The sequence below is a fragment of the Salmonella sp. SAL04213 genome (genome assembly GCF_046550535.1).
GTDB lineage: Bacteria > Pseudomonadota > Gammaproteobacteria > Enterobacterales > Enterobacteriaceae > Salmonella > Salmonella enterica.
Window position 1 is genome coordinate 301,744 of sequence record NZ_JBGDXS010000002.1, and the last position, 19,179, is coordinate 320,922.

A 19,179-nucleotide genomic window follows, 5' to 3' on the forward strand; every position below is an offset into this window, starting at 1 on the left:
CTACCTCTGGCGTTAGGCGAAGATATCCACTGCGCCATTGCCGCGCGCGGCGGCCTGAAGCGAGGCCGGCGCCGCTAACGCTATGTCATCTTCAGCGCCAAACGCGTCCGTGTGTTGGGCGCGGGCAGACTGTTGTTGCGATGAAGACTGCTGCTGTCCGGCAAAGCTTTCGCTACTGATGCTGCTTTGTCCCAACTGAATGCCGCTTTCCGCCAACTGAGTGCGCAACATGGGCAGGGCGGCTTCCAGCGCGGCGCGGACATGGCTATGCGGCGATACCATCTGGAGTTGCGCCTGATTGTCATCCAGCTTGAGCGAAATATGCACCTGACCTAACTCTTCCGGATGCAATCGAAGCTGCGCGCTTTGCTGTCCCTGACGCGTAAATAACATGACCTGCTGACTGAACGTTTGCTGCCATTCATGGCTGCCTAACGGCGCGCTGAGTACCGGGGCTGAGGCGACAGGTAGCGGTTGCGGTTGCGCCGTGGCGCTGCTGAGCGTCGGCATTGCCGCGCCATGCGTTACTGGCGCGGGCGGGCTATCCACCTCCACTTTCGCGCTGGTCGCGGTGGCAGCGACCACCAGCGGCGTCAGTGCTGGCCCCGTGGCGCGATCGTCGCTGGCGCGCGCAAGCGACGCCTCGGTTTTCCCTTTTTCATGCTCGCTAAAAGAGAGCGTATGTGTCTCTTCCTGCGGCGCCGATGACATGTCGCCGCGCAACAGTGACGGCAAGGCGATGTGATTTTCAGCCGGCGTCTCTCCGGCGACAGGCGTCGCGACAGGTTGTCCGGGCAGCATGGCGAATAAGGCGCTCAGACTGGCAAGATCCTCATCGCTCAGCGCGGGCGTTTTCTCATCATGCTGCGCCGTCTTACTCAGTGCGGCCAGAGCGCTGGTTTTCAACGATGGCGTTAGCGTAGACAGTAGATGCTGCGCTTGTGTCAGATCGGTAAGCGTTTCATCCGTCGCATTCGCTTTTTGCGCCAGCAGGTCGGCAAGCTTCACCGCCTGGCCCGGCTCGCCATGTTGGGTCAGTAGCTCTTTCGATAACTTGCCGCCTGCCGCCTGTAAATCGGCCAGCGTGATGCGGGCGTCTTTGCCCTGTGCGCCGTCTGCGCCTAACGCGCCCGCCAGTAGCGCCAGAAAGTCCTCGGCTGAACCGGTGGTTTTTCCTGACGTCAGACCCGCGGTCATGTCGGTATCGGTGGTGATCAGTTGGGGCAGGGTGATCATTCGGGTTTCCTCATTGCTGCACGCTGAGCAAATTCATCCATCTTTTTCTGATCCATGCGGTTTTCAGCTAACAGCGCTGCCGCGGTTTGTCGGTCCTGTAAGGTTTGCCAGGCCTGAAGTCGCTGCTTTTTCTCACGCCAGCTCTTCAGCGCCAGGTCGACTTTTTGCGTCCACTGCGTAAGCTGGAGGCGATGCTGCTCTATCGCCTTTTCCAGTGTCTGAATAAACTGCTGATAGTTGATCCAGCGATTACTGGCGATGCCGTTGCCCATATCGGTGTTCAAATTACTGCGATACTCATTCTGATAATCGATCAGCATTTTGAGCTGTTCTTCCGCCTGTTGGCAGCCGCGACGCATTTCGCCCAGTAAACGCGCCGCGTCATCTACCTCTTTTTCGGCCAGATCTTTGAGTGTTTCCAGAGCGCCATGTTGTGCCATGATCGTCGCCCTCCTGCTTTATCACTCCGTCGGGAAAATTAAATCGAGCGCCTGCAGAGAGTCCTCCCAGTCGGCCCGTTCAAAAATGCCTTGCTGTAAAAACGCTTCCAGTTGCGGCCATAAGGTAATGGCTTTATCGAGCATCGGATCGCTACCTTTGGCATAGGCGCCGACGCTGACCAGATCGCGGTTACGCTGGAAACTGGAAAGCAACTGTTTAAATAGCCGTACCCGCGCATAGTGCTGCTCGGTAATGAGCGCGGTCATCGCCCGGCTGATTGACGCCTCGATATCAATGGCCGGATAGTGCCCGGCCTCCGCCAGACGGCGGGACAAGACAATGTGTCCGTCGAGGATTGCGCGTGCCGAGTCGGCAATGGGATCTTGTTGGTCGTCCCCCTCGGTCAACACGGTATAAAACGCGGTGATAGAGCCGCCGCCATGGATACCATTACCGGCACGCTCGACCAGCGCCGGTAGCTTTGCGAACACCGAGGGCGGATAACCTTTGGTGGCTGGCGGTTCGCCGATTGCCAGCGCAATTTCACGCTGTGCCATCGCATAGCGCGTCAGCGAATCCATAATCAGCAACACATGCTGTCCGCGATCGCGAAAGTCTTCGGCGATGCGGGTGGCATAGGCGGCGCCCTGCATTCGCAGCAGTGGCGAAACATCCGCCGGGGCGGCGATCACCACCGAACGCGCGCGGCCGTCGGGGCCGAGAATATTTTCGATAAAATCTTTAACTTCGCGGCCACGTTCGCCGATAAGTCCCACGACAATCACGTCCGCCCGCGTGTAGCGCGCCATCATGCCAAGCAGAACCGACTTACCGACGCCGGAACCGGCAAAGAGTCCCATACGCTGACCGCGCCCTACGGTTAACAACGCGTTGATAGCGCGTACGCCGGTATCCAACACATGTTCGATTGGCGTTCGCTGTAGCGGGTTAAACGGCGGCGTGATTAACGCGCCGGTTTCCAGCGTATCCGGCGCAGGCAGTCCGTCGAGCGGTTTACCGCCGCCATCCAGCACCCGACCAAGCAGGGCCGGGCCGAGCGGTAGCTGTTTGCCGCTTTGCAGACCGTCGCCATGCCCGTTACGGGCGTAAACGCGGGCACCGGGCAGAATGCCTTCGACCTCTTCCAGCGGCATTAAAAACAGACGCTGGCCGTTAAAACCGACGACTTCCGATTCCACCTCTTTGGTTTCAGGGCCGTCCTGGCGCTCAATAATGCAGGTGGCGCCCAGCGGAAGCTGGAGACCGGTGGCCTCCAGTACCAGGCCAGTGGCGCGGGTTAAACGTCCATAACGACGCACCGCCGGCAATAACGCCATTTTGGCTTCAAAGTTGTCGAGCGCGGTAAGCCAGCGGGTCAGGCGCGTGGTCATCAGAGCACTCCCGGCGCCGCCAGGCGACACAACTCTTGCCAGCGAGTAGCGACGCTGGCGTCCAGATCGCCCTCATCGGCAGAGACTTTACACCCGCCGTGATGCAACGTTGGATCGCCGCGTAACCTCCATCCGTGAAGACTGAGCGTGGCGCCCAGCATCTCTTCCACCCGCTGTAAGTCGTCCGGATGCACGCGCAACTGCGGCTTGCCGCTAAAGAGCGGCTCTTGCTGCAACAGTTGTTGGATCTGTTTAATCAGCGCCGAGTTGTCCACCGCCGGCGTTTGGCCGATGACCTGACGCGCAGCCTCCAGGGCCATTTGCATCAGCCGTGAGGCGATAACGCTATCGAGCGCGTCAAGCGTGTTCTGAAACTCGCTCACTAACTGCTGCATACGGGCATGAATCGGCGCCTGCTGCGTCTGCGCCTGGGCTTGTCCTTGCTCCAGCCCCTGCGCTAACCCTTCCTGGTATCCCTGCGCGTGTCCTTTTTGCCGTCCCTCCGCCAGCCCGGCGTTATAACCTTGTTCATGGGCCTGTATTTTTAGCTGCGCCAGCTCCTGCTCCAGCTGCTGTTCGGCAGTGAGTTCGGGCTCCGGCGTATCGTCTGTCAAGGTCACGTTATCAGCCTCAACCGGCACAAACGTCTCCGGCGGCGGGGCGAGATCGTCGGGGGTCCAGACTTGCCACGGCAATTCATTAGACATAGGTATCCTCGCCGCTGCCAATCACCATTTCGCCGGTTTCCGCCAGACGACGCACAATAAGCAGAATCGCTTTCTGCTCGTTTTCCACCTGAGACAGACGAACCGGGCCACGGTTGGCAAGGTCGTCGCGCAGGATATCGGCGGCGCGCTGGGACATATTGCGCAGGAACTTCTCGCGTAATGGCGGTTCGGCGCCTTTCAGAGCGATCAGTAGCGATTCGGAATCCACTTCCTGCAGCAGACGCTGGATACTGCGATCGTCCACATCCACCAGATTTTCGAACAGGAACATCTCGTCGATGATTTTCTGCGCCAGTTCGCCGTCGAATTCGCGCACAGCGGTAATAACCGCTTCTTCCTGCTGCGTTTTCATCAGGTTGATAATTTCTGCCGCGGTTCTTACGCCACCCATTTTGCTGCGTTTCAGGTTCTGACCGTCGAGCAGGCCATTCAGCACTTCGGTCAACTCCGCCAGCGCCGCCGGCTGTACGCCGCCAAATGTCGCGATACGCAGCATCACATCATGACGCAGACGCTCGTCAAACAGCGCCAGAATATCGGCGGCCTGACTGCGTTTGAGGTGGACCAGAATGGTGGCGATAATCTGCGGGTGCTCGTCGCGAATCAGGTCGGCGGCACTCTGCGGTTCCATAAAGTTGAGCGTTTCGATACCGCTGGTGGTATCGCGCGTTTCCAGAATATCTTCCAGCAGGCTGGAGGCGCGTTCTTCGCCCAGCGCTTTAACCAGTACGGAGCGCAGGTATTCGTTGGCGTTGATATTCAGCGCGGCGAACTGCTCCGCTTCTTGCTCAAACTCTGATAGTACGTCCGTCAGTTGTTTGTTGGAGATCTGACGCACGTTAGCCATCGCCGTACTTAGCGCCTGCACTTCGCGGGTGGAGAGGTGTTTAAACACCTCTGCCGCCCGGTCTTCGCCAATGGTCATCAACAAAATGACGCTTTTATCGGTACCGCTAAGATTACTCATGATCGTTACTCATCCACTGGCGAATGACCAGCGCCACCACGCGCGGATCGTTGTCTGACATTTCGCGAATACGCTGGCTCATCACCTCGGCGCCCAGACGCTGGTTAGCCCGGCGTTGCTGGAGCTGCTCGTCTTTGCTAAGGCGTACTTCCACGGCTTCTTCGGTTTCCTGGCGAACCTGTGCCTGTTCCTGCGCCGCTTTCGCTTCTTCAACGCGGCGCGTCAACTGCGGACGTACCGCTTTGCGCCACAGAATCCAGGCCACCACCAGCACCAGCAACCAGCGACCTGCCGCGAGCAACTGATCGATAAAGGACTGCTGTTGCCAGAAGGGCAGTTCGCCGCCGGTGTTATCCACTGCGCTAAACGGTGAATTCACCACGTTTAGCGTATCGCCGCGTTTATCAGAAAAACCCATCGCCTCACGGGTTAGATCCTCGATCTGTTTCATCTGATCGGCGGTTAATGGCAGCGGTTTGCCATCCGCCAGCGTTTTGTAATTCACCACGACGGCCACGGAGAGGCGCTCAATATCGCCCACATTCATTTTGGTGTGACGAATGGTGCGGTCCACTTCGTAGTTACTGGTTTCATTACGCTGCGTATTGCGCGGGCCAGCGTTGTTACTGTTGGTACTGGTGCTGGTTTGTGGCGTATTCTGCGCGTTTTGTTGATTGGTCGGCGGCGTGGCGATCGGCGCCTCGTTAGGCGGCGCTGGTTGGTTCGACAGCGCGCCAGGCACGCCGCCGGGATAGCCCGCGCCTACCTGTTCGCTAATATTCAACTGACGTGAACGCAGGGTGGCCTTCGACGCATCGCCGTTCGGGCTGTAGTGCTCTTCCGTCTGTTCTTTATTGGCAAAATCCAACTGGGCGGTTACCTGAGCGTGAACATTACCGTTCCCGACGATAGGCGACAGAATGGCTTCGATACGGCGTTGGATGCGGCTTTCCACATCATTAGCAAATTTTAATTGCGCGTCATTAAGGTCGCGACCGCTGGTATTGGATTGCGTGAGTAGATGACCGGATTGATCGACCAGAGTGACGTTTCCTGGCGGCAAACCGGCGACAGCGCTGGAAACCAGATGTACCACGGCGCTAATTTGTCCTTCATCCAGCGCCCGGCCCGGTTCCAGTGTGACGGTGACGGAGGCGGAAGGGGATTTTTGTTCCCGCACAAATAGCGACGGCTTTGGCATCGCCAGGTGAACGCGAGCGCTTTTTACCGGACCCAGCGTCTCGATCGTCCGGGCCAGTTCACCTTCCAGCGCGCGCTGATAATTCACCTGCTCGCTGAACTGACTGATACCGAATTTTTCCTGATCAAGCAGTTCAAAGCCTACCGCGCCGCCTTTAGGCAGCCCCTGCTGCGCCAGACGCAGACGCAGTTCATGCACTTTGTCGGCGGGCACTTCAATCGCGCCGCTGCCATTGGCAAAGCGATAGGGGATATTCATCTGTGTCAACTGCGCGACGATCGCGCCGCCGTCCTGATCGGAAAGGTTGCTAAATAGCGTGCGGTAATCGGGCGTTTTGGCCCACAGCACCATCGCAACGACGATCGCCACGGCGGCGGAACCCGCCACAATTAACGGAATTCGGGGATTCGCGCGTAGGCGATTAAGCCACTCGAGAGGTTTAGGTTGGGTTGCAGTCGATGCAGTCGCACTCATCTCGCACCTCGTGACTGATCGTGGACGGCGTTTTTTGCAAAGTGGAACAAGACTCACTCCCGGGTCAGCAAACTCGAAAAATTGACGGTCTCATTATTTGTGGTTTCGAATTTTTCTATGCGCTAAAAACCGAGGTTTTTTATCGTTATTTAACGCCTTTATCTTATTGACAAACTGGTAATCTCTGCTGCGTAAAAAATCATCCAGGGGAATAACATGGCAGCAATACAGGGGATTGAAGGGGTTATTAGCCAGTTACAGGCGACGGCGATGGCCGCAAGCGGGCAAGAAACACACTCGCAGTCGACGGTGAGTTTTGCCGGCCAGCTACATGCTGCGCTGGATCGTATTAGCGACAGACAAACGGCGGCGCGCGTTCAGGCGGAAAAATTCACTCTGGGTGAGCCGGGCATTGCGCTTAATGACGTGATGGCTGATATGCAAAAAGCGTCCGTCTCTATGCAAATGGGGATTCAGGTGCGCAACAAGCTGGTCGCCGCGTATCAGGAAGTCATGTCCATGCAGGTTTAAGCCAGGGTTGACAACACATCCGCAGCGAACTCCCGGGCGCTTACCTAAGTCAGCGGCGGGGGACGCGACGCCCATGCAACCAGTGCGTGATTATGTGGGCTTGTTTTTTGCGAGGCGCGCTCATTTTATTGATAAGCGGGTTGCACATTGTTGCAGGGACTTATTAAAAATAGGGTACGCCTGTTTACTGACGCCATTCATTCCTACTATTCGTTCTGACGCGATTGTCATTGAGTTTGCAATCCAGAATGTTCCTGCAATATATGCGCCGTTGCGATAATACACGGTAAATTCTTTATTAATGCCTGGAATATCTGTTTCATGGAGATCCAGTATATACCCATACGGGGACAGATTATCAGCGAGACAGCGGGCAATGGCGCTCGGATGTGCATTGACCACTGTGACGGGTGAGTAACGGGCAGCGGCAAGACAGACGACTCCAATAATGGAGATGAAAATAATTTTTATCATTTTTTGGGCTTCTGCTGTGCATAAATCATCACCTGATGGTGTCAGTGAGTAAAAATATAAATACCTGATAGTCTTTTATGGCGTAGAGGGAAAATAATAATTGTTTTATGTTTTGATTAAAATAACCCTGGATTTTTCATCGGCTCAGACAAAATTAAAACGGTATACGTTATATAATAGATTTATGCCACGGCGCACAAGACGACCTTGTCTGATTTCTTTTATGCGTTGTAGATTTTTGCCGGTTATGCCGTAAAAGGTCTCCCGCCGTAACGTACAGCGGGAGTATGCGCTTATTTTTGAATCAGATAACGAATTGTCGGGCCATCCTGTTGGATATCCAGCACCGTATAGCCATGATTGCGCGCATCCAGTGGAATATTATTAATGGACTGCGGACAGTCGCTCACCACTTCCAGGATCTCACCTTTTTTTAGCTGCGGCATCGCTTCCAGAGTGGCGACCGCCGGGTACGGGCAAGGTTCGCCAACCATATCCAGACGGTAATCAGGGACGATATTTTTCATACAGATTCCTTAGCAGGCGTCAGCCCCGCACGGCGGAAAAAACGTTTTTCCCAGCCGATAATTAACATCAGCGCGGTAAATAACAACAGGTAGGTGACCAGCAGACCGCCCAGCGGACCAAAGGTATTCAGCAGGTTAACTTTATCCCAACTGGTCGCCAGCGCGGGCGCGAAATCATCCCAGTAGTAAGCCAGGATGGTCGAACCGATGACATTGCCGAGGCCCACCCACCAGTAATGCACCTGGCCTTCTACGGCGCGGTACATCCAGCCGGTTTCGCAGCCGCCCGCCAGCACGATGCCAAAACCGAACAGCAGTCCGCCAATGACCGCATTCGGGCCAGCCCACATAATTTTAGGTGCAACGCCCAACTGCACGTAGCTGAAAATACCAATGGCGCTGACCGCCATGCCGAAAATAATCGCTTTCGCCATATGGGCGCGTCCGGAGATCCACAGGTCGCGAAAGGCCGAAGTAAAGCAGATTTGCGCGCGCTCGATCAGCAGCCCAAACCCGACGCCGAACAGCATCGCCAGCCCCAGTTTCGGCTGATGCATTGCCGTTAATAACGCCCAGCCAATCATGCCGATAAAGACCAGCATACCGAGCCTGAAACGCCGTCTTGCCTGATCCGGTTTCTGCGTCAGTGGCGAAGCCGCGGAGACCTTTTGCATTTTCACCGGTATGCGAAATATCGGCAGCAACGTAAAGCGGGCGCCGAACCAGGAACCGATAGCGGTCGCCAGCGCAAAGAACCACGCGTGTAGGGAGAACTGCGGGATCCCGGTAAAAAAGGCGGCCAGGTTACACCCCATCGCCAGACGCGCGCCGAAGCCAGCGATAATGCCTCCGACCACCGCCTGTACGATACGGATTCGGCTGCGCGGCATACGCAGTTTTACGTTGTTGGCCCACAGTGCCGCGGCGAAACAGCCGCCGAACATGCCGAGGATCATCATGCCGTCGATACGCGTCAGCGGCGTACCTTCCAGATGAATCAGCTTGTAGTAGCCCCACTGTTCGGCATGAACGCCAAAAAGCTGCAAAATTTGCCCGCCCCAGCGGGTAAATTCGCCCGTCACGGCCCAGAACGTGCCGGTGATGCCAAAATAGTAGGTAGAGAGAATACCGGCTGCGATCACCGCAGGGGCCGGCGCCCAGAATTTAATTAACCAGGTTTGCTTGAAGTGTTGCCATGACATGTGTTTAGCCTCTGAACTCAGAAGGTGTGAAACAAGAAGTGCGCATACTACACCGATCACAGAATTTGCCTACACCTAATAAGCGGTAATACCGACTGGATCAAATTGCGGCCAGCGCCTGGAAAGGCTGGCGGCGTCAGGGCTTTAATGCCACAATTCTTCTTTCTTCTGATGCAGGATGAATGATGAAAAAAGTAGCGATCGTTGGCGCATTGCTGGTTCTGGCCGGATGCGCCGAGGTGGAAAACTATAATGATGTGGTGAAAACGCCCGCGCCGGCCGGTCTGGAAGGGTACTGGCAGTCAAAAGGCCCGCAACGTAAGCTGGTGAGCCCTGAAGCTATCGCCAGCCTGGTGGTGACTAAAGAAGGCGATACGCTGGACTGCCGCCAGTGGCAGCGCGTTATTGCTCTGCCGGGCAAGCTGACCATGCTCTCCGATGACTTAACCAATGTTACGGTTAAGCGTGAGCTCTATGAGATTGAGCGCGACGGGAATACCCTGGAATATGATGGCATGACGCTGCAACGGGTCGCTCGTCCGACGCCGGAATGCGCCGCCGCGTTAGAAAAAACGCCGCTGCCGACGCCGCTGCCGTAATTTCGCTTCCCGGCAGCGCTCTGCCGCCGGGAACGCTCATCACACGTCCTCAATGACCCACACGCTGACGCTGCCTGCGTTGCAGAAGAACGTCGCTTCGCCTTGATTATTAGTTACAACATGCTCACTGCGGTTTCCCAGAAAATCACGCCAGGTCTTGTTAGCGTAATTGTCGCCGAGCAGGAGGGTTTTTTCACCGTCGTCGCCATTGGAAAGTACGACCACACAGCCTGGATTCTCTTCAGTACCGCTGCGACTAAAGGCGATACAGTTAGGATGATCGAAAAAGAGTGTTTGTATACCGTGCGCAAAACGCTGACGAGCGAGGATCAGCCGATCCAGTTGGTTAATCACCGGCATGTCGACCCGACAGGTCTCGCCATTTTCGCCTTTATCCTCATAGCTGGCGCCGTATAAATCGGGATAAAACACCGACGGCACGCCGTTTTCACGAAGCAGGATCAGCGCATAGGCCAATGGTTTGAACCAGGGTTCTACCGGCGCTTCCAGCGCCTGTAACGGTTGTGTATCGTGGTTAGCGACCAGCGTCACCGCATGAAAAGGGTCGGCTTCTACCAGAGTGCCGGTGAATATGTGGCGCATGTCATACTCCGCGCCCTGGCGCGAGGCCTCGTGAAATTTCATCTGCAACGGCGCGTCGAACAGCATGGTTTTCCCGTCGACCTGATCGATGTACGTTTTCAGTTTATCCACTTCATGCGACCAGTATTCTGCGACAATAAACAGCGGTTTTGGTGCAACCGCCTGTACATGCTCAATCCATTCTTTATAAAACCAGGCGGGTATATGTTTTACCGCGTCCAGGCGAAAGCCGTCACAGTGGGTTTGTTCCATGACCCAACGAGCCCAATATTTAATCTCTTCCGTAACCGCGTGATTGCGAAAATCGATATTTTCACCCATCAGATAGTCGAAATTACCCATCTCATCATCAACCTGATCGTTCCAGCCATCGCCGGTATAGTCATTGACGATCTTAAAAATGCCGTCTTCGTCGGGATTCTCGATGTGATCAATGCCGCTGAAACAGTGATAGTCCCAAATAAAGTTGGAATACTGGCCCGCGCGGGCAGGGAAGGTGTAGCGCGTCCAGCCTTCGCATTCAATGATGTTGTCATCGATTTGCGTGCGGTCATCCTGATTCACGCGCTGAACGCGAATACGTTCTTTTTCGTCTGCGCCCATTTTGTGGTTCACGACGACGTCGAGCAGCACCGCAATATTATTTTTTTTGAGCGCGTCTATCGCCGTCAGTAACTGGCGTTTATCGCCGTACTTTGTCGCGATAGTTCCTTTTTGGTCAAATTCGCCGAGGTCAAACAGGTCGTAGGTATCATAGCCTACGGAATAGCCGCCGGAGGCGCCTTTACAGGCGGGCGGTAGCCAGACCATATTGATACCGATATCATTCAGCCCATCAGCACGTTCCGCCAGCTCAGACCAGAGTTTACCGCCGTCGGGATAATACCAGTGGAAGTACTGCAATAACGTGGGGTTTTTCATCTTCCGTGCTCCAGAAGTCGTTTAGCCGACCTCTGGAGTATGGAAGAATTTTCATACGAGACGGGAAAATATTATGAGGCACCAGGCGCGTCTGGCACGAGTAACATACCGGAAAGACGGCCATAAGCGTTGTTGAGTGATTTTTGGCGGGTGGATTGTCCGATCAAACTACTGAGTTCATCCAGTCGCTGTTGCAGCAGCCCTTTCAGGAGCTGCTCATTATCCAGCGTTTGTTTGATGTATCCGGCGACCATATCCTGAATACTTCGCGTAATGCCCGGTGGAGTTTGCTTTTCCATCACCGTTTCAATACTTTGCAGATAGGAGACCTCTTGTTGCAATAAGAGATCCCATTCACCTCGCTGCGCAAGTTCAAGCAGCGATTGACTGAGCAGCGCAATACGCTGCCAACGGTTGATAAACTCCACGGTTGAGGTCATTAACGAGACTCCTGGAAAGATGCTTTCGGTGAAATCTGCTTCCAGGCTTCTGCAATATTGCTGAGTAACCCTTCCACTTCTTCGATGGCCTGAGCGTCGTTACGCAAATTAGCCTGCAGTAAACGGCGAATCATATAGTCGTATAGCTCGGAAAGATTCGTCGCAATCTCACCGCCTTTTTCCTGATCGAGACCGGCTTTCAGCCCGTTATCGATAATATTGATGGCTTTGCTTAACGCTTCACCTTTCGCGACAACATCGCCTTGTTCTAAAAACAGGCGAGCGCGCACCAGAGCGCTATTCGCGCCATCAAACAACATTTCAATCAACTGATGCGGGCTGGCGCTCATCACGGCGCTTTCCACGCTGACTTGCGCATAAGCTTTGATACCGCTCGCGGTGTACATGGTGACCTCTGTTATCAGGACTTGTTCATAGCTGTAAATTGCTGGGTCAAATAACTACTGGTGTTATTCAGCTTACTCATCATGGTATCCAGTTGGGTAAACTGGGCCTTGTAACGGGCAACGGTTTCATCGATGCTGTTGCTAACGGACAGGTACTGTTTCGTCAGGCTTTTCAGCGTGGCGTTAACGTTGTCCTGCGCATTATCAATAATGCCGTCATCCGCCAGATAACTTTTCACTTCGGTGGCAATTTTGGTGGTGATCCCCGTTTCTTTACCATCACCTACCAACAGCTCACGCGCTGCGGCTGTGTTATCTTTCAGTACTTTGGTCAGCTTATCATCATCAATCTTCAGTTTGCCGGAAGTCCCATCCTGGGTGATGCCAATTTCCGCCATTGTTTTGAACGCAGAATTACTGCCGCTATTGGCAAATTGTGCCCGAATCCCGGTCTGGATAGTACGAACCACACTATCGCCTAACAGCGCGCCGTTTTTATCGCTGGCTTCTTCGCCCGGCTCAACGGCGGTATATTTGGTTAACGAGCTAAAGGTATCCACCAGCGAGTTATAGGCATCCACCCAGGATTTAATCGCCTCTTTCGCCTTGGTATCATCTTTCGTTACCGTCACGGTCGCGTCGGTCACTTTCTTCGTCAGGGTGAGCGTAATTCCCTGAGGGGCGTCGGTTACGGTATTGCTCTGACGTTCAATGTCGATGCCGTTTACGTTCAGCTTCGCGTTTTCTGCTTTCACCAGCTCTTGCATATTGCCGGTATTGGTGGTGCTGTCATAAGCGAGTAAATCGTTAAGTTTTGTATCGCCCTCCACCGTGATCTTCATCGTATTGTCGGTACCGCTATTGGCGGTAAGCACCAACTGGAATTCGTTCTCTTTGACCTTAACGATGCTGGCGGCGATACCGCTGTCGGCGTCATTGATGGCGTCACGGATCGCCTCCATGGAGGTGTCGCCTTTATCCAGCTTAATTTCCAGCGGCTCTTTACGTCCCGGCTGTTCAATTTTAATTGTCCGGGACGTGACCGACGTATCGCCCAACTGCTCTTTGGTGGTTGCGAAGGTGGTTTTTGTCGCCAGCGACTGCGCGGCGGCAAGCTGGGTTACGCTAATCTTATAAGTCCCTGCGGCAGCGCCTGCGGTAGTACTGACTTTGAGGTCCTCTGTCGTGCTGGACGCCACGGTAGACTTAAATAAATCCGCTTTATTTAACGCGGTATTTGCCGTCTGGAATTTTTCTAATGCGCTTTTCAATGTGCCATAGGCGGTTAGCTTTGCCGAATTCGCGCTCTGCTGTTTGGTAATTGGCGTTAAGCGTCCTTTTTCGTTCTTTGTCAGGTCTGTCAACAACTGGTCTAACGGTAAGTTTGATCCCACACCTAATGATGAAATTGAAGCCATGCCTTCTTCCTTTTTGATTGCAAACAGTAGTTAAGCGCGTTATCGGCAATCTGGAGGCAAAGTTTAATGATAATTTTGCAAAAATAATGCGCGGAATAATGATGCATAAAGCGGCTATTTCGCCGCCTAAGAAAAAGATCGGGGGAAGTGAAAAATTTTCTAAAGTTCGAAATTCAGGTGCCGATACAAGGGTTACGGTGAGAAACCGTGGGCAACAGCCCAATAACATCAAGTTGTAATTGATAAGGAAAAGATCATGGCACAAGTCATTAATACAAACAGCCTGTCGCTGTTGACCCAGAATAACCTGAACAAATCCCAGTCTGCTCTGGGTACCGCTATCGAGCGTCTGTCTTCCGGTCTGCGTATCAACAGCGCGAAAGACGATGCGGCAGGTCAGGCAATTGCTAACCGTTTCACCGCGAACATCAAAGGCCTGACTCAGGCTTCCCGTAACGCTAACGACGGTATCTCCATTGCGCAGACCACTGAAGGCGCGCTGAACGAAATCAACAACAACCTGCAGCGTGTGCGTGAACTGGCGGTTCAGTCTGCTAACAGCACCAACTCCCAGTCTGACCTCGACTCCATCCAGGCTGAAATCACCCAGCGCCTGAACGAAATCGACCGTGTATCCGGCCAGACTCAGTTCAACGGCGTGAAAGTCCTGGCGCAGGACAACACCCTGACCATCCAGGTTGGTGCCAACGACGGTGAAACTATCGATATCGATCTGAAGCAGATCAACTCTCAGACCCTGGGTCTGGATACGCTGAATGTGCAACAAAAATATAAGGTCAGCGATACGGCTGCAACTGTTACAGGATATGCCGATACTACGATTGCTTTAGACAATAGTACTTTTAAAGCCTCGGCTACTGGTCTTGGTGGTACTGACCAGAAAATTGATGGCGATTTAAAATTTGATGATACGACTGGAAAATATTACGCCAAAGTTACCGTTACGGGGGGAACTGGTAAAGATGGCTATTATGAAGTTTCCGTTGATAAGACGAACGGTGAGGTGACTCTTGCTGGCGGTGCGACTTCCCCGCTTACAGGTGGACTACCTGCGACAGCAACTGAGGATGTGAAAAATGTACAAGTTGCAAATGCTGATTTGACAGAGGCTAAAGCCGCATTGACAGCAGCAGGTGTTACCGGCACAGCATCTGTTGTTAAGATGTCTTATACTGATAATAACGGTAAAACTATTGATGGTGGTTTAGCAGTTAAGGTAGGCGATGATTACTATTCTGCAACTCAAAATAAAGATGGTTCCATAAGTATTAATACTACGAAATACACTGCAGATGACGGTACATCCAAAACTGCACTAAACAAACTGGGTGGCGCAGACGGCAAAACCGAAGTTGTTTCTATTGGTGGTAAAACTTACGCTGCAAGTAAAGCCGAAGGTCACAACTTTAAAGCACAGCCTGATCTGGCGGAAGCGGCTGCTACAACCACCGAAAACCCGCTGCAGAAAATTGATGCTGCTTTGGCACAGGTTGACACGTTACGTTCTGACCTGGGTGCGGTACAGAACCGTTTCAACTCCGCTATTACCAACCTGGGCAACACCGTAAACAACCTGACTTCTGCCCGTAGCCGTATCGAAGATTCCGACTACGCGACCGAAGTTTCCAACATGTCTCGCGCGCAGATTCTGCAGCAGGCCGGTACCTCCGTTCTGGCGCAGGCGAACCAGGTTCCGCAAAACGTCCTCTCTTTACTGCGTTAATCCGGCGATTGATTCACCGACACGTGGTACACAATCAAGGCAGCGAAAGCTGCCTTTTTTAATTCCGGAGCCTGTGTAATGAAAGAAATCACCGTCACTGAACCTGCCTTTGTCACCCGCTTTTCCTGTTCTGGCTCGGCCTGTCGCGACCACTGTTGTAAGGGCTGGAAAATCACGCTGGATAAGACGACGGTTAAAAAGTATCTCGCCAGTAAAGACGCGACGATTCGTACCATCGCGCAAGACCATATTATCCTGCTGAAAAAGAACAACAGCCACTGGGGCGAAATTAAGCTGCCTTCGGCGCTGGGGAATTGCCCTTATCTGGATGAGGACCGTCTGTGCCGGGTACAAAAAACGTTAGGCGCAAAGGCATTAAGTCATACCTGTTCCTCTTTCCCGCGGGCGCATCATACCTACAAAAATGAGGTACGTAACTCCCTGAGTCTTGCCTGCCCGGAGGTGACGTCCCGCATTTTAAACGATCCTGACGCGATGGCGCTCGGCGAAAAAACAATCATTCAGCAGACATTCAATACTGCGCCGTTATTCCCAGCGCAGCAAAAGTTACTCAATCTGTTTTGCCTGAGTTTGATCAATCATGCCAACAGCAGTACGGAAGCGGCGCTCTATGCGTTAATAAAATTTGTCATGTATACGCAGAAATTTGCCAAAATTGATGATGCGGCGCTGGGTGAACTGGAACAGGTGTATGCTGCGCTACTTGAGCAGTTGCAGACCGGCGTGCTGGCGCAGGAGTTAATGAATATCGCGCCGGATAGCAAGGTAAAAACCTCGCTGGTATTGCAGATGCAGGACTATTTCCGCTCGCTCCCGCTTAATCGTGGCAGTGTTATCCTCGATCACTATATCCAGTGCCTTCTGCGGGTGCTGACGGCGGAAGAGGGTGTTTCAATGGAGCAGAAGGTTAGCGATATTGAGTCCTCATTAGCGCGCTGTTTACAGGCGGATGAGCAGCAGAAGAACTGGGCTTTCAGAAATTTAATTCTCTATAAAATTTGGGAAAATAATTTCCCCAACCAGCCGAATGTCGACCCGTTACGCGCGCTGTATATTATCGTGGCGGAATATGCCTTTATTAAGCTATTAACGGCAGCCAGCGTGTATGAGCGCGGGCGGCTTGAGTGGGATGACGTTATTAATATTGTGTATAGCTTTCACTCCCGCAGCCAGCATAACAGCGAGGTGGCGAAGAATTTTCATCGCCATATAGAAACGGTGCGTACTGGCGACGATCTGTCGATGATTCATCTTCTGACATAGTTTTATTCGGGGTGGGCGCTTGCGCATCCCGTTTATCCTATCTGGCTGATTTTATTCTGCTCTTTTAGCCGCAAAAAAGGCGCTACAGGTTACATAAGTGAAATAACCCTTCTTTTATAGCCTTATTCCTTCGATAGAACCCTCTGTAGAAACGGATAATCATGCCGATAACTCATTTAACGCAGGGCTGTTTATCGTGAATTCACTGTATACCGCTGAAGGTGTAATGGATAAACACTCGCTGTGGCAGCGTTATGTACCGCTGGTGCGTCACGAAGCATTGCGCCTGCAGGTGCGATTGCCGGCGAGCGTGGAACTGGACGATCTGCTACAAGCGGGCGGCATCGGGTTATTAAATGCGGTCGACCGATATGACGCTTTGCAAGGAACGGCATTTACCACTTACGCAGTGCAGCGTATTCGTGGGGCGATGCTGGATGAATTACGCAGCCGCGATTGGGTGCCGCGTAGCGTCCGGCGTAATGCCCGCGAAGTGGCGCAGGCGATGGGACAACTGGAGCAGGAACTGGGGCGTAATGCGACGGAAACCGAAGTGGCGGAACGTCTTGGCATCCCTGTTGCGGAGTATCGTCAGATGTTGCTCGATACCAACAACAGCCAACTTTTCTCTTACGATGAGTGGCGGGAAGAGCATGGCGATAGCATCGAACTGGTGACTGAAGAACATCAACAGGAAAACCCGTTACATCAACTGCTGGAGGGCGACCTGCGACAGCGGGTAATGGACGCGATTGAATCGCTGCCGGAACGCGAGCAACTGGTGTTAACGCTGTATTACCAGGAAGAGCTCAACCTCAAAGAGATTGGCGCGGTACTGGAAGTCGGCGAATCGCGGGTCAGCCAGTTGCATAGTCAGGCCATCAAACGATTACGCACCAAACTGGGTAAGTTATAGGTCGCGCATGGTCGCACCCGAAAAGTGCCGCACAACGTATAGACTACCAGGAGTTCTCATGACGGTGCAGCAACCTAAAAGGCGGCCCTTGAGCCGCTATCTTAAAGACTTTAAACACAGCCAGACGCATTGCGCGCATTGTCACAAACTGCTCGATCGCATTACGCTGGTTCGCCGTGGCAAGATCGTTAATAAAATCGCTATTTCACAGCTGGATATGCTACTTGACGACGCTGCCTGGCAGCGGGAGCAGAAGGAGTGGGTGGCGCTATGTCGCTTTTGCGGCGATTTGCACTGCAAAAAGCAGAGTGATTTTTTCGATATTATCGGTTTCAAACAGTATTTGTTTGAACAAACCGAGATGAGCCATGGCACGGTGCGGGAATATGTCGTGCGTTTACGACGTCTTGGCAATTACCTCAGCGAGCAAAACATTTCCCACGATCTGCTGCAGGACGGTTTTCTCGATGAAAGCCTGGCGCCATGGTTGCCGGAAACCAGCACCAATAATTACCGTATCGCACTACGTAAATACCAGCAATATAAAGCGCATCAGCAGATTGCACCCAGACAGAAATCCCCCTTTACCGCCAGTTCTGATATATATTAAAAAAGCATAAGATGTAGCAGAGTCGTGTTGGTGAAACGTGGCAAACCTTCTACATTAGGCTGAGTCCCCCAAAGGTTCGCGAGACGTGACGATGCGCCATGGCGGGACACAGTCTATGGTCATTAACGGCAATATTCGGGGTTACTATGAAATTAGCACTGCTGGGACGTCAGGCACTGATGGGAGTAATGGCTGTAGCGCTGGTGGCGGGAATGAGCGCGAAGAGCTTTGCCGATGAGGGTTTGCTGAACAAAGTTAAAGAACGTGGCACGCTGCTGGTAGGGCTGGAAGGTACCTATCCGCCGTTTAGCTTTCAGGGCGAAGACGGCAAATTAACCGGTTTTGAAGTCGATTTCGCCGAGGCGTTGGCAAAACATCTGGGCGTTAAAGCGTCGTTGAAGCCGACCAAATGGGACGGAATACTGGCGTCGCTGGACGCTAAACGCATTGATGTAGTGATAAACCAGGTCACGATTTCAGACGTCCGCAAGAAAAAATATGATTTCTCTACGCCTTACACTGTCTCCGGCGTTCAGGCGCTGGTGAAAAAAGGCAATGAAGGCACGATCAAAACGGCGGCCGATCTGCAGGGCAAAAAAGTTGGCGTTGGGCTGGGGACTAACTATGAAGAGTGGCTACGTCAACATGTGCAGGGCGTGGATATCCGTACCTATGACGATGATCCTACAAAATACCAGGATCTGCGCGTAGGCCGTATTGACGCGATTTTAGTCGATCGTCTGGCGGCGCTGGATCTGGTGAAAAAAACCAAAGGTACGCTGGCCGTCACCGGTGATGCGTTTTCGCGTCAGGAGTCCGGCGTTGCGTTACGTAAAGGCAACGAAGACTTGCTGAAGGCGGTAGATAACGCCATTGCGGAAATGCAAAAAGATGGCACCTTAAAAGCCCTCTCTGAAAAATGGTTTGGCGCTGACGTGACCCAATAATGTTCTACGTTGCCCGGCAGGCAGTGCGCCGCCGGGCAATATCAACCTCATACTATGTCAGCAAACGGAGGCGCGTGAATCGGCGCCTTTTTTATTTCCGTTAGATCAACGTGCATAA

At 53.2% G+C, this 19,179-nt stretch carries 20 protein-coding genes; 7 read left to right on the forward strand and 13 right to left on the reverse strand.

Annotated elements, in window-relative coordinates:
- Positions 1–12: 12 nt before the first annotated feature.
- From fliK to fliF, 6 genes are read right to left on the reverse strand one after another with little or no spacing between them, the layout of a single operon-like run.
- Entirely contained in the window at positions 13–1,236 is a 1,224-nt protein-coding gene (gene fliK / locus ACLJPQ_RS06275) for a flagellar hook length control protein FliK (protein WP_079954389.1), read from the reverse strand.
- Entirely contained in the window at positions 1,233–1,676 is a 444-nt protein-coding gene (gene fliJ, locus ACLJPQ_RS06280; RefSeq protein WP_000046981.1) for a flagellar export protein FliJ, read from the reverse strand. The genes fliK and fliJ overlap by 4 nt, the downstream gene beginning before the upstream one ends.
- 21 nt (positions 1,677–1,697) lie before the next feature.
- Positions 1,698–3,068: a flagellar protein export ATPase FliI gene (fliI, locus tag ACLJPQ_RS06285; protein ID WP_079954388.1), complete on the reverse strand. Its 1,371-nt coding sequence runs from the start codon at positions 3,066–3,068 to the stop codon at positions 1,698–1,700.
- A complete protein-coding gene (gene fliH / locus ACLJPQ_RS06290) occupies positions 3,068–3,775 on the reverse strand; it encodes a flagellar assembly protein FliH (RefSeq protein WP_000064158.1) in 708 nt (235 codons plus the stop codon). The genes fliI and fliH overlap by 1 nt, the downstream gene beginning before the upstream one ends.
- Positions 3,768–4,763 carry a flagellar motor switch protein FliG gene (gene fliG / locus ACLJPQ_RS06295; protein WP_000067735.1) on the reverse strand — a complete coding sequence of 332 codons (996 nt, stop codon included), beginning with the start codon at positions 4,761–4,763 and terminating at the stop codon, positions 3,768–3,770. The genes fliH and fliG overlap by 8 nt, the downstream gene beginning before the upstream one ends.
- Entirely contained in the window at positions 4,756–6,438 is a 1,683-nt protein-coding gene (gene fliF / locus ACLJPQ_RS06300) for a flagellar basal-body MS-ring/collar protein FliF (RefSeq protein ID WP_001276828.1), read from the reverse strand. Before fliF ends, fliG begins: the two co-directional genes overlap by 8 nt.
- 216 nt (positions 6,439–6,654) lie before the next feature.
- Here fliF and fliE point away from each other — a divergent pair, with 216 nt between their 5' ends.
- Positions 6,655–6,969 (forward strand): flagellar hook-basal body complex protein FliE, encoded by a 315-nt coding sequence (gene fliE, locus ACLJPQ_RS06305; protein ID WP_000719042.1) that lies wholly within the window; start codon positions 6,655–6,657, stop codon positions 6,967–6,969.
- 120 nt (positions 6,970–7,089) lie between these two features.
- Here the strand turns inward: fliE and ACLJPQ_RS06310 are convergent, their stop codons facing one another.
- The 3 genes from ACLJPQ_RS06310 to yedE form a co-directional block, all read right to left on the reverse strand.
- Positions 7,090–7,443 carry a hypothetical protein gene (locus ACLJPQ_RS06310; protein WP_000590435.1) on the reverse strand — a complete coding sequence of 118 codons (354 nt, stop codon included), beginning with the start codon at positions 7,441–7,443 and terminating at the stop codon, positions 7,090–7,092.
- 293 nt (positions 7,444–7,736) lie between these two features.
- A complete protein-coding gene (gene yedF, locus ACLJPQ_RS06315; RefSeq protein WP_000790504.1) occupies positions 7,737–7,970 on the reverse strand; it encodes a sulfurtransferase-like selenium metabolism protein YedF in 234 nt (77 codons plus the stop codon).
- The gene (yedE, locus tag ACLJPQ_RS06320; RefSeq protein ID WP_023253745.1) at positions 7,967–9,172 is read right to left on the reverse strand and encodes a selenium metabolism membrane protein YedE/FdhT; all 1,206 of its coding nucleotides are present in this window, start codon (positions 9,170–9,172) and stop codon (positions 7,967–7,969) included. Before yedE ends, yedF begins: the two co-directional genes overlap by 4 nt.
- 185 nt (positions 9,173–9,357) lie before the next feature.
- Here yedE and yedD point away from each other — a divergent pair, with 185 nt between their 5' ends.
- Positions 9,358–9,771 (forward strand): lipoprotein YedD, encoded by a 414-nt coding sequence (yedD, locus tag ACLJPQ_RS06325; RefSeq protein ID WP_000754694.1) that lies wholly within the window; start codon positions 9,358–9,360, stop codon positions 9,769–9,771.
- A 39-nt stretch (positions 9,772–9,810) separates the two neighbouring features.
- On the opposite strand, the gene amyA is transcribed toward yedD, so the two are convergent.
- The 4 genes from amyA to fliD all read right to left on the reverse strand — a co-directional run bounded on the left by amyA (position 9,811) and on the right by fliD (position 13,560).
- Entirely contained in the window at positions 9,811–11,295 is a 1,485-nt protein-coding gene (gene amyA, locus ACLJPQ_RS06330; RefSeq protein ID WP_080184625.1) for an alpha-amylase, read from the reverse strand.
- A gap of 71 nt (positions 11,296–11,366) precedes the next feature.
- Entirely contained in the window at positions 11,367–11,735 is a 369-nt protein-coding gene (gene fliT, locus ACLJPQ_RS06335; protein ID WP_000204899.1) for a flagella biosynthesis regulatory protein FliT, read from the reverse strand.
- Positions 11,735–12,142 carry a flagellar export chaperone FliS gene (fliS, locus tag ACLJPQ_RS06340; protein WP_000287764.1) on the reverse strand — a complete coding sequence of 136 codons (408 nt, stop codon included), beginning with the start codon at positions 12,140–12,142 and terminating at the stop codon, positions 11,735–11,737. Before fliS ends, fliT begins: the two co-directional genes overlap by 1 nt.
- Before the next feature lie 14 nt (positions 12,143–12,156).
- The gene (gene fliD / locus ACLJPQ_RS06345; protein WP_000146806.1) at positions 12,157–13,560 is read right to left on the reverse strand and encodes a flagellar filament capping protein FliD; all 1,404 of its coding nucleotides are present in this window, start codon (positions 13,558–13,560) and stop codon (positions 12,157–12,159) included.
- A 256-nt stretch (positions 13,561–13,816) separates the two neighbouring features.
- On the opposite strand from fliD, the gene ACLJPQ_RS06350 reads away from it, so the two are divergent.
- The 5 genes from ACLJPQ_RS06350 to tcyJ all read left to right on the forward strand — a co-directional run bounded on the left by ACLJPQ_RS06350 (position 13,817) and on the right by tcyJ (position 19,061).
- Positions 13,817–15,304, forward strand: a complete 1,488-nt coding sequence (locus tag ACLJPQ_RS06350; RefSeq protein WP_000079805.1) for a FliC/FljB family flagellin — start codon at positions 13,817–13,819, stop codon at positions 15,302–15,304.
- A gap of 78 nt (positions 15,305–15,382) precedes the next feature.
- The gene (fliB, locus tag ACLJPQ_RS06355; protein ID WP_000659222.1) at positions 15,383–16,588 is read left to right on the forward strand and encodes a flagellin lysine-N-methylase; all 1,206 of its coding nucleotides are present in this window, start codon (positions 15,383–15,385) and stop codon (positions 16,586–16,588) included.
- Positions 16,589–16,784: 196 nt separating this feature from the next.
- Entirely contained in the window at positions 16,785–17,504 is a 720-nt protein-coding gene (locus tag ACLJPQ_RS06360) for an RNA polymerase sigma factor FliA (RefSeq protein WP_001087453.1), read from the forward strand.
- A gap of 58 nt (positions 17,505–17,562) precedes the next feature.
- Positions 17,563–18,114 (forward strand): flagella biosynthesis regulatory protein FliZ, encoded by a 552-nt coding sequence (gene fliZ, locus ACLJPQ_RS06365; protein WP_000218080.1) that lies wholly within the window; start codon positions 17,563–17,565, stop codon positions 18,112–18,114.
- A gap of 146 nt (positions 18,115–18,260) precedes the next feature.
- Positions 18,261–19,061, forward strand: a complete 801-nt coding sequence (gene tcyJ / locus ACLJPQ_RS06370) for a cystine ABC transporter substrate-binding protein (protein WP_000761634.1) — start codon at positions 18,261–18,263, stop codon at positions 19,059–19,061.
- Positions 19,062–19,179: the final 118 nt, after the last annotated feature.

Excerpts from the sequence above, each read along its gene's own strand:
- fliI (WP_079954388.1), bottom strand. The coding sequence starts at position 3,068 with ATGACCACGCGCCTGACCCGCTGGCTTACCGCGCTCGACAACTTTGAA.
- fliT (WP_000204899.1), bottom strand. The coding sequence starts at position 11,735 with ATGACCTCAACCGTGGAGTTTATCAACCGTTGGCAGCGTATTGCGCTG.
- yedD (WP_000754694.1), top strand. The coding sequence starts at position 9,358 with ATGAAAAAAGTAGCGATCGTTGGCGCATTGCTGGTTCTGGCCGGATGC.
- amyA (WP_080184625.1), bottom strand. The coding sequence starts at position 11,295 with ATGAAAAACCCCACGTTATTGCAGTACTTCCACTGGTATTATCCCGAC.
- ACLJPQ_RS06350 (WP_000079805.1), top strand. The coding sequence starts at position 13,817 with ATGGCACAAGTCATTAATACAAACAGCCTGTCGCTGTTGACCCAGAAT.
- fliG (WP_000067735.1), bottom strand. The coding sequence starts at position 4,763 with ATGAGTAATCTTAGCGGTACCGATAAAAGCGTCATTTTGTTGATGACC.
- fliK (WP_079954389.1), bottom strand. The coding sequence starts at position 1,236 with ATGATCACCCTGCCCCAACTGATCACCACCGATACCGACATGACCGCG.
- fliH (WP_000064158.1), bottom strand. The coding sequence starts at position 3,775 with ATGTCTAATGAATTGCCGTGGCAAGTCTGGACCCCCGACGATCTCGCC.
- fliS (WP_000287764.1), bottom strand. The coding sequence starts at position 12,142 with ATGTACACCGCGAGCGGTATCAAAGCTTATGCGCAAGTCAGCGTGGAA.
- ACLJPQ_RS06310 (WP_000590435.1), bottom strand. The coding sequence starts at position 7,443 with ATGATAAAAATTATTTTCATCTCCATTATTGGAGTCGTCTGTCTTGCC.
- fliB (WP_000659222.1), top strand. The coding sequence starts at position 15,383 with ATGAAAGAAATCACCGTCACTGAACCTGCCTTTGTCACCCGCTTTTCC.
- yedF (WP_000790504.1), bottom strand. The coding sequence starts at position 7,970 with ATGAAAAATATCGTCCCTGATTACCGTCTGGATATGGTTGGCGAACCT.
- fliZ (WP_000218080.1), top strand. The coding sequence starts at position 17,563 with ATGACGGTGCAGCAACCTAAAAGGCGGCCCTTGAGCCGCTATCTTAAA.
- yedE (WP_023253745.1), bottom strand. The coding sequence starts at position 9,172 with ATGTCATGGCAACACTTCAAGCAAACCTGGTTAATTAAATTCTGGGCG.
- fliF (WP_001276828.1), bottom strand. The coding sequence starts at position 6,438 with ATGAGTGCGACTGCATCGACTGCAACCCAACCTAAACCTCTCGAGTGG.
- fliE (WP_000719042.1), top strand. The coding sequence starts at position 6,655 with ATGGCAGCAATACAGGGGATTGAAGGGGTTATTAGCCAGTTACAGGCG.
- tcyJ (WP_000761634.1), top strand. The coding sequence starts at position 18,261 with ATGAAATTAGCACTGCTGGGACGTCAGGCACTGATGGGAGTAATGGCT.
- fliJ (WP_000046981.1), bottom strand. The coding sequence starts at position 1,676 with ATGGCACAACATGGCGCTCTGGAAACACTCAAAGATCTGGCCGAAAAA.
- fliD (WP_000146806.1), bottom strand. The coding sequence starts at position 13,560 with ATGGCTTCAATTTCATCATTAGGTGTGGGATCAAACTTACCGTTAGAC.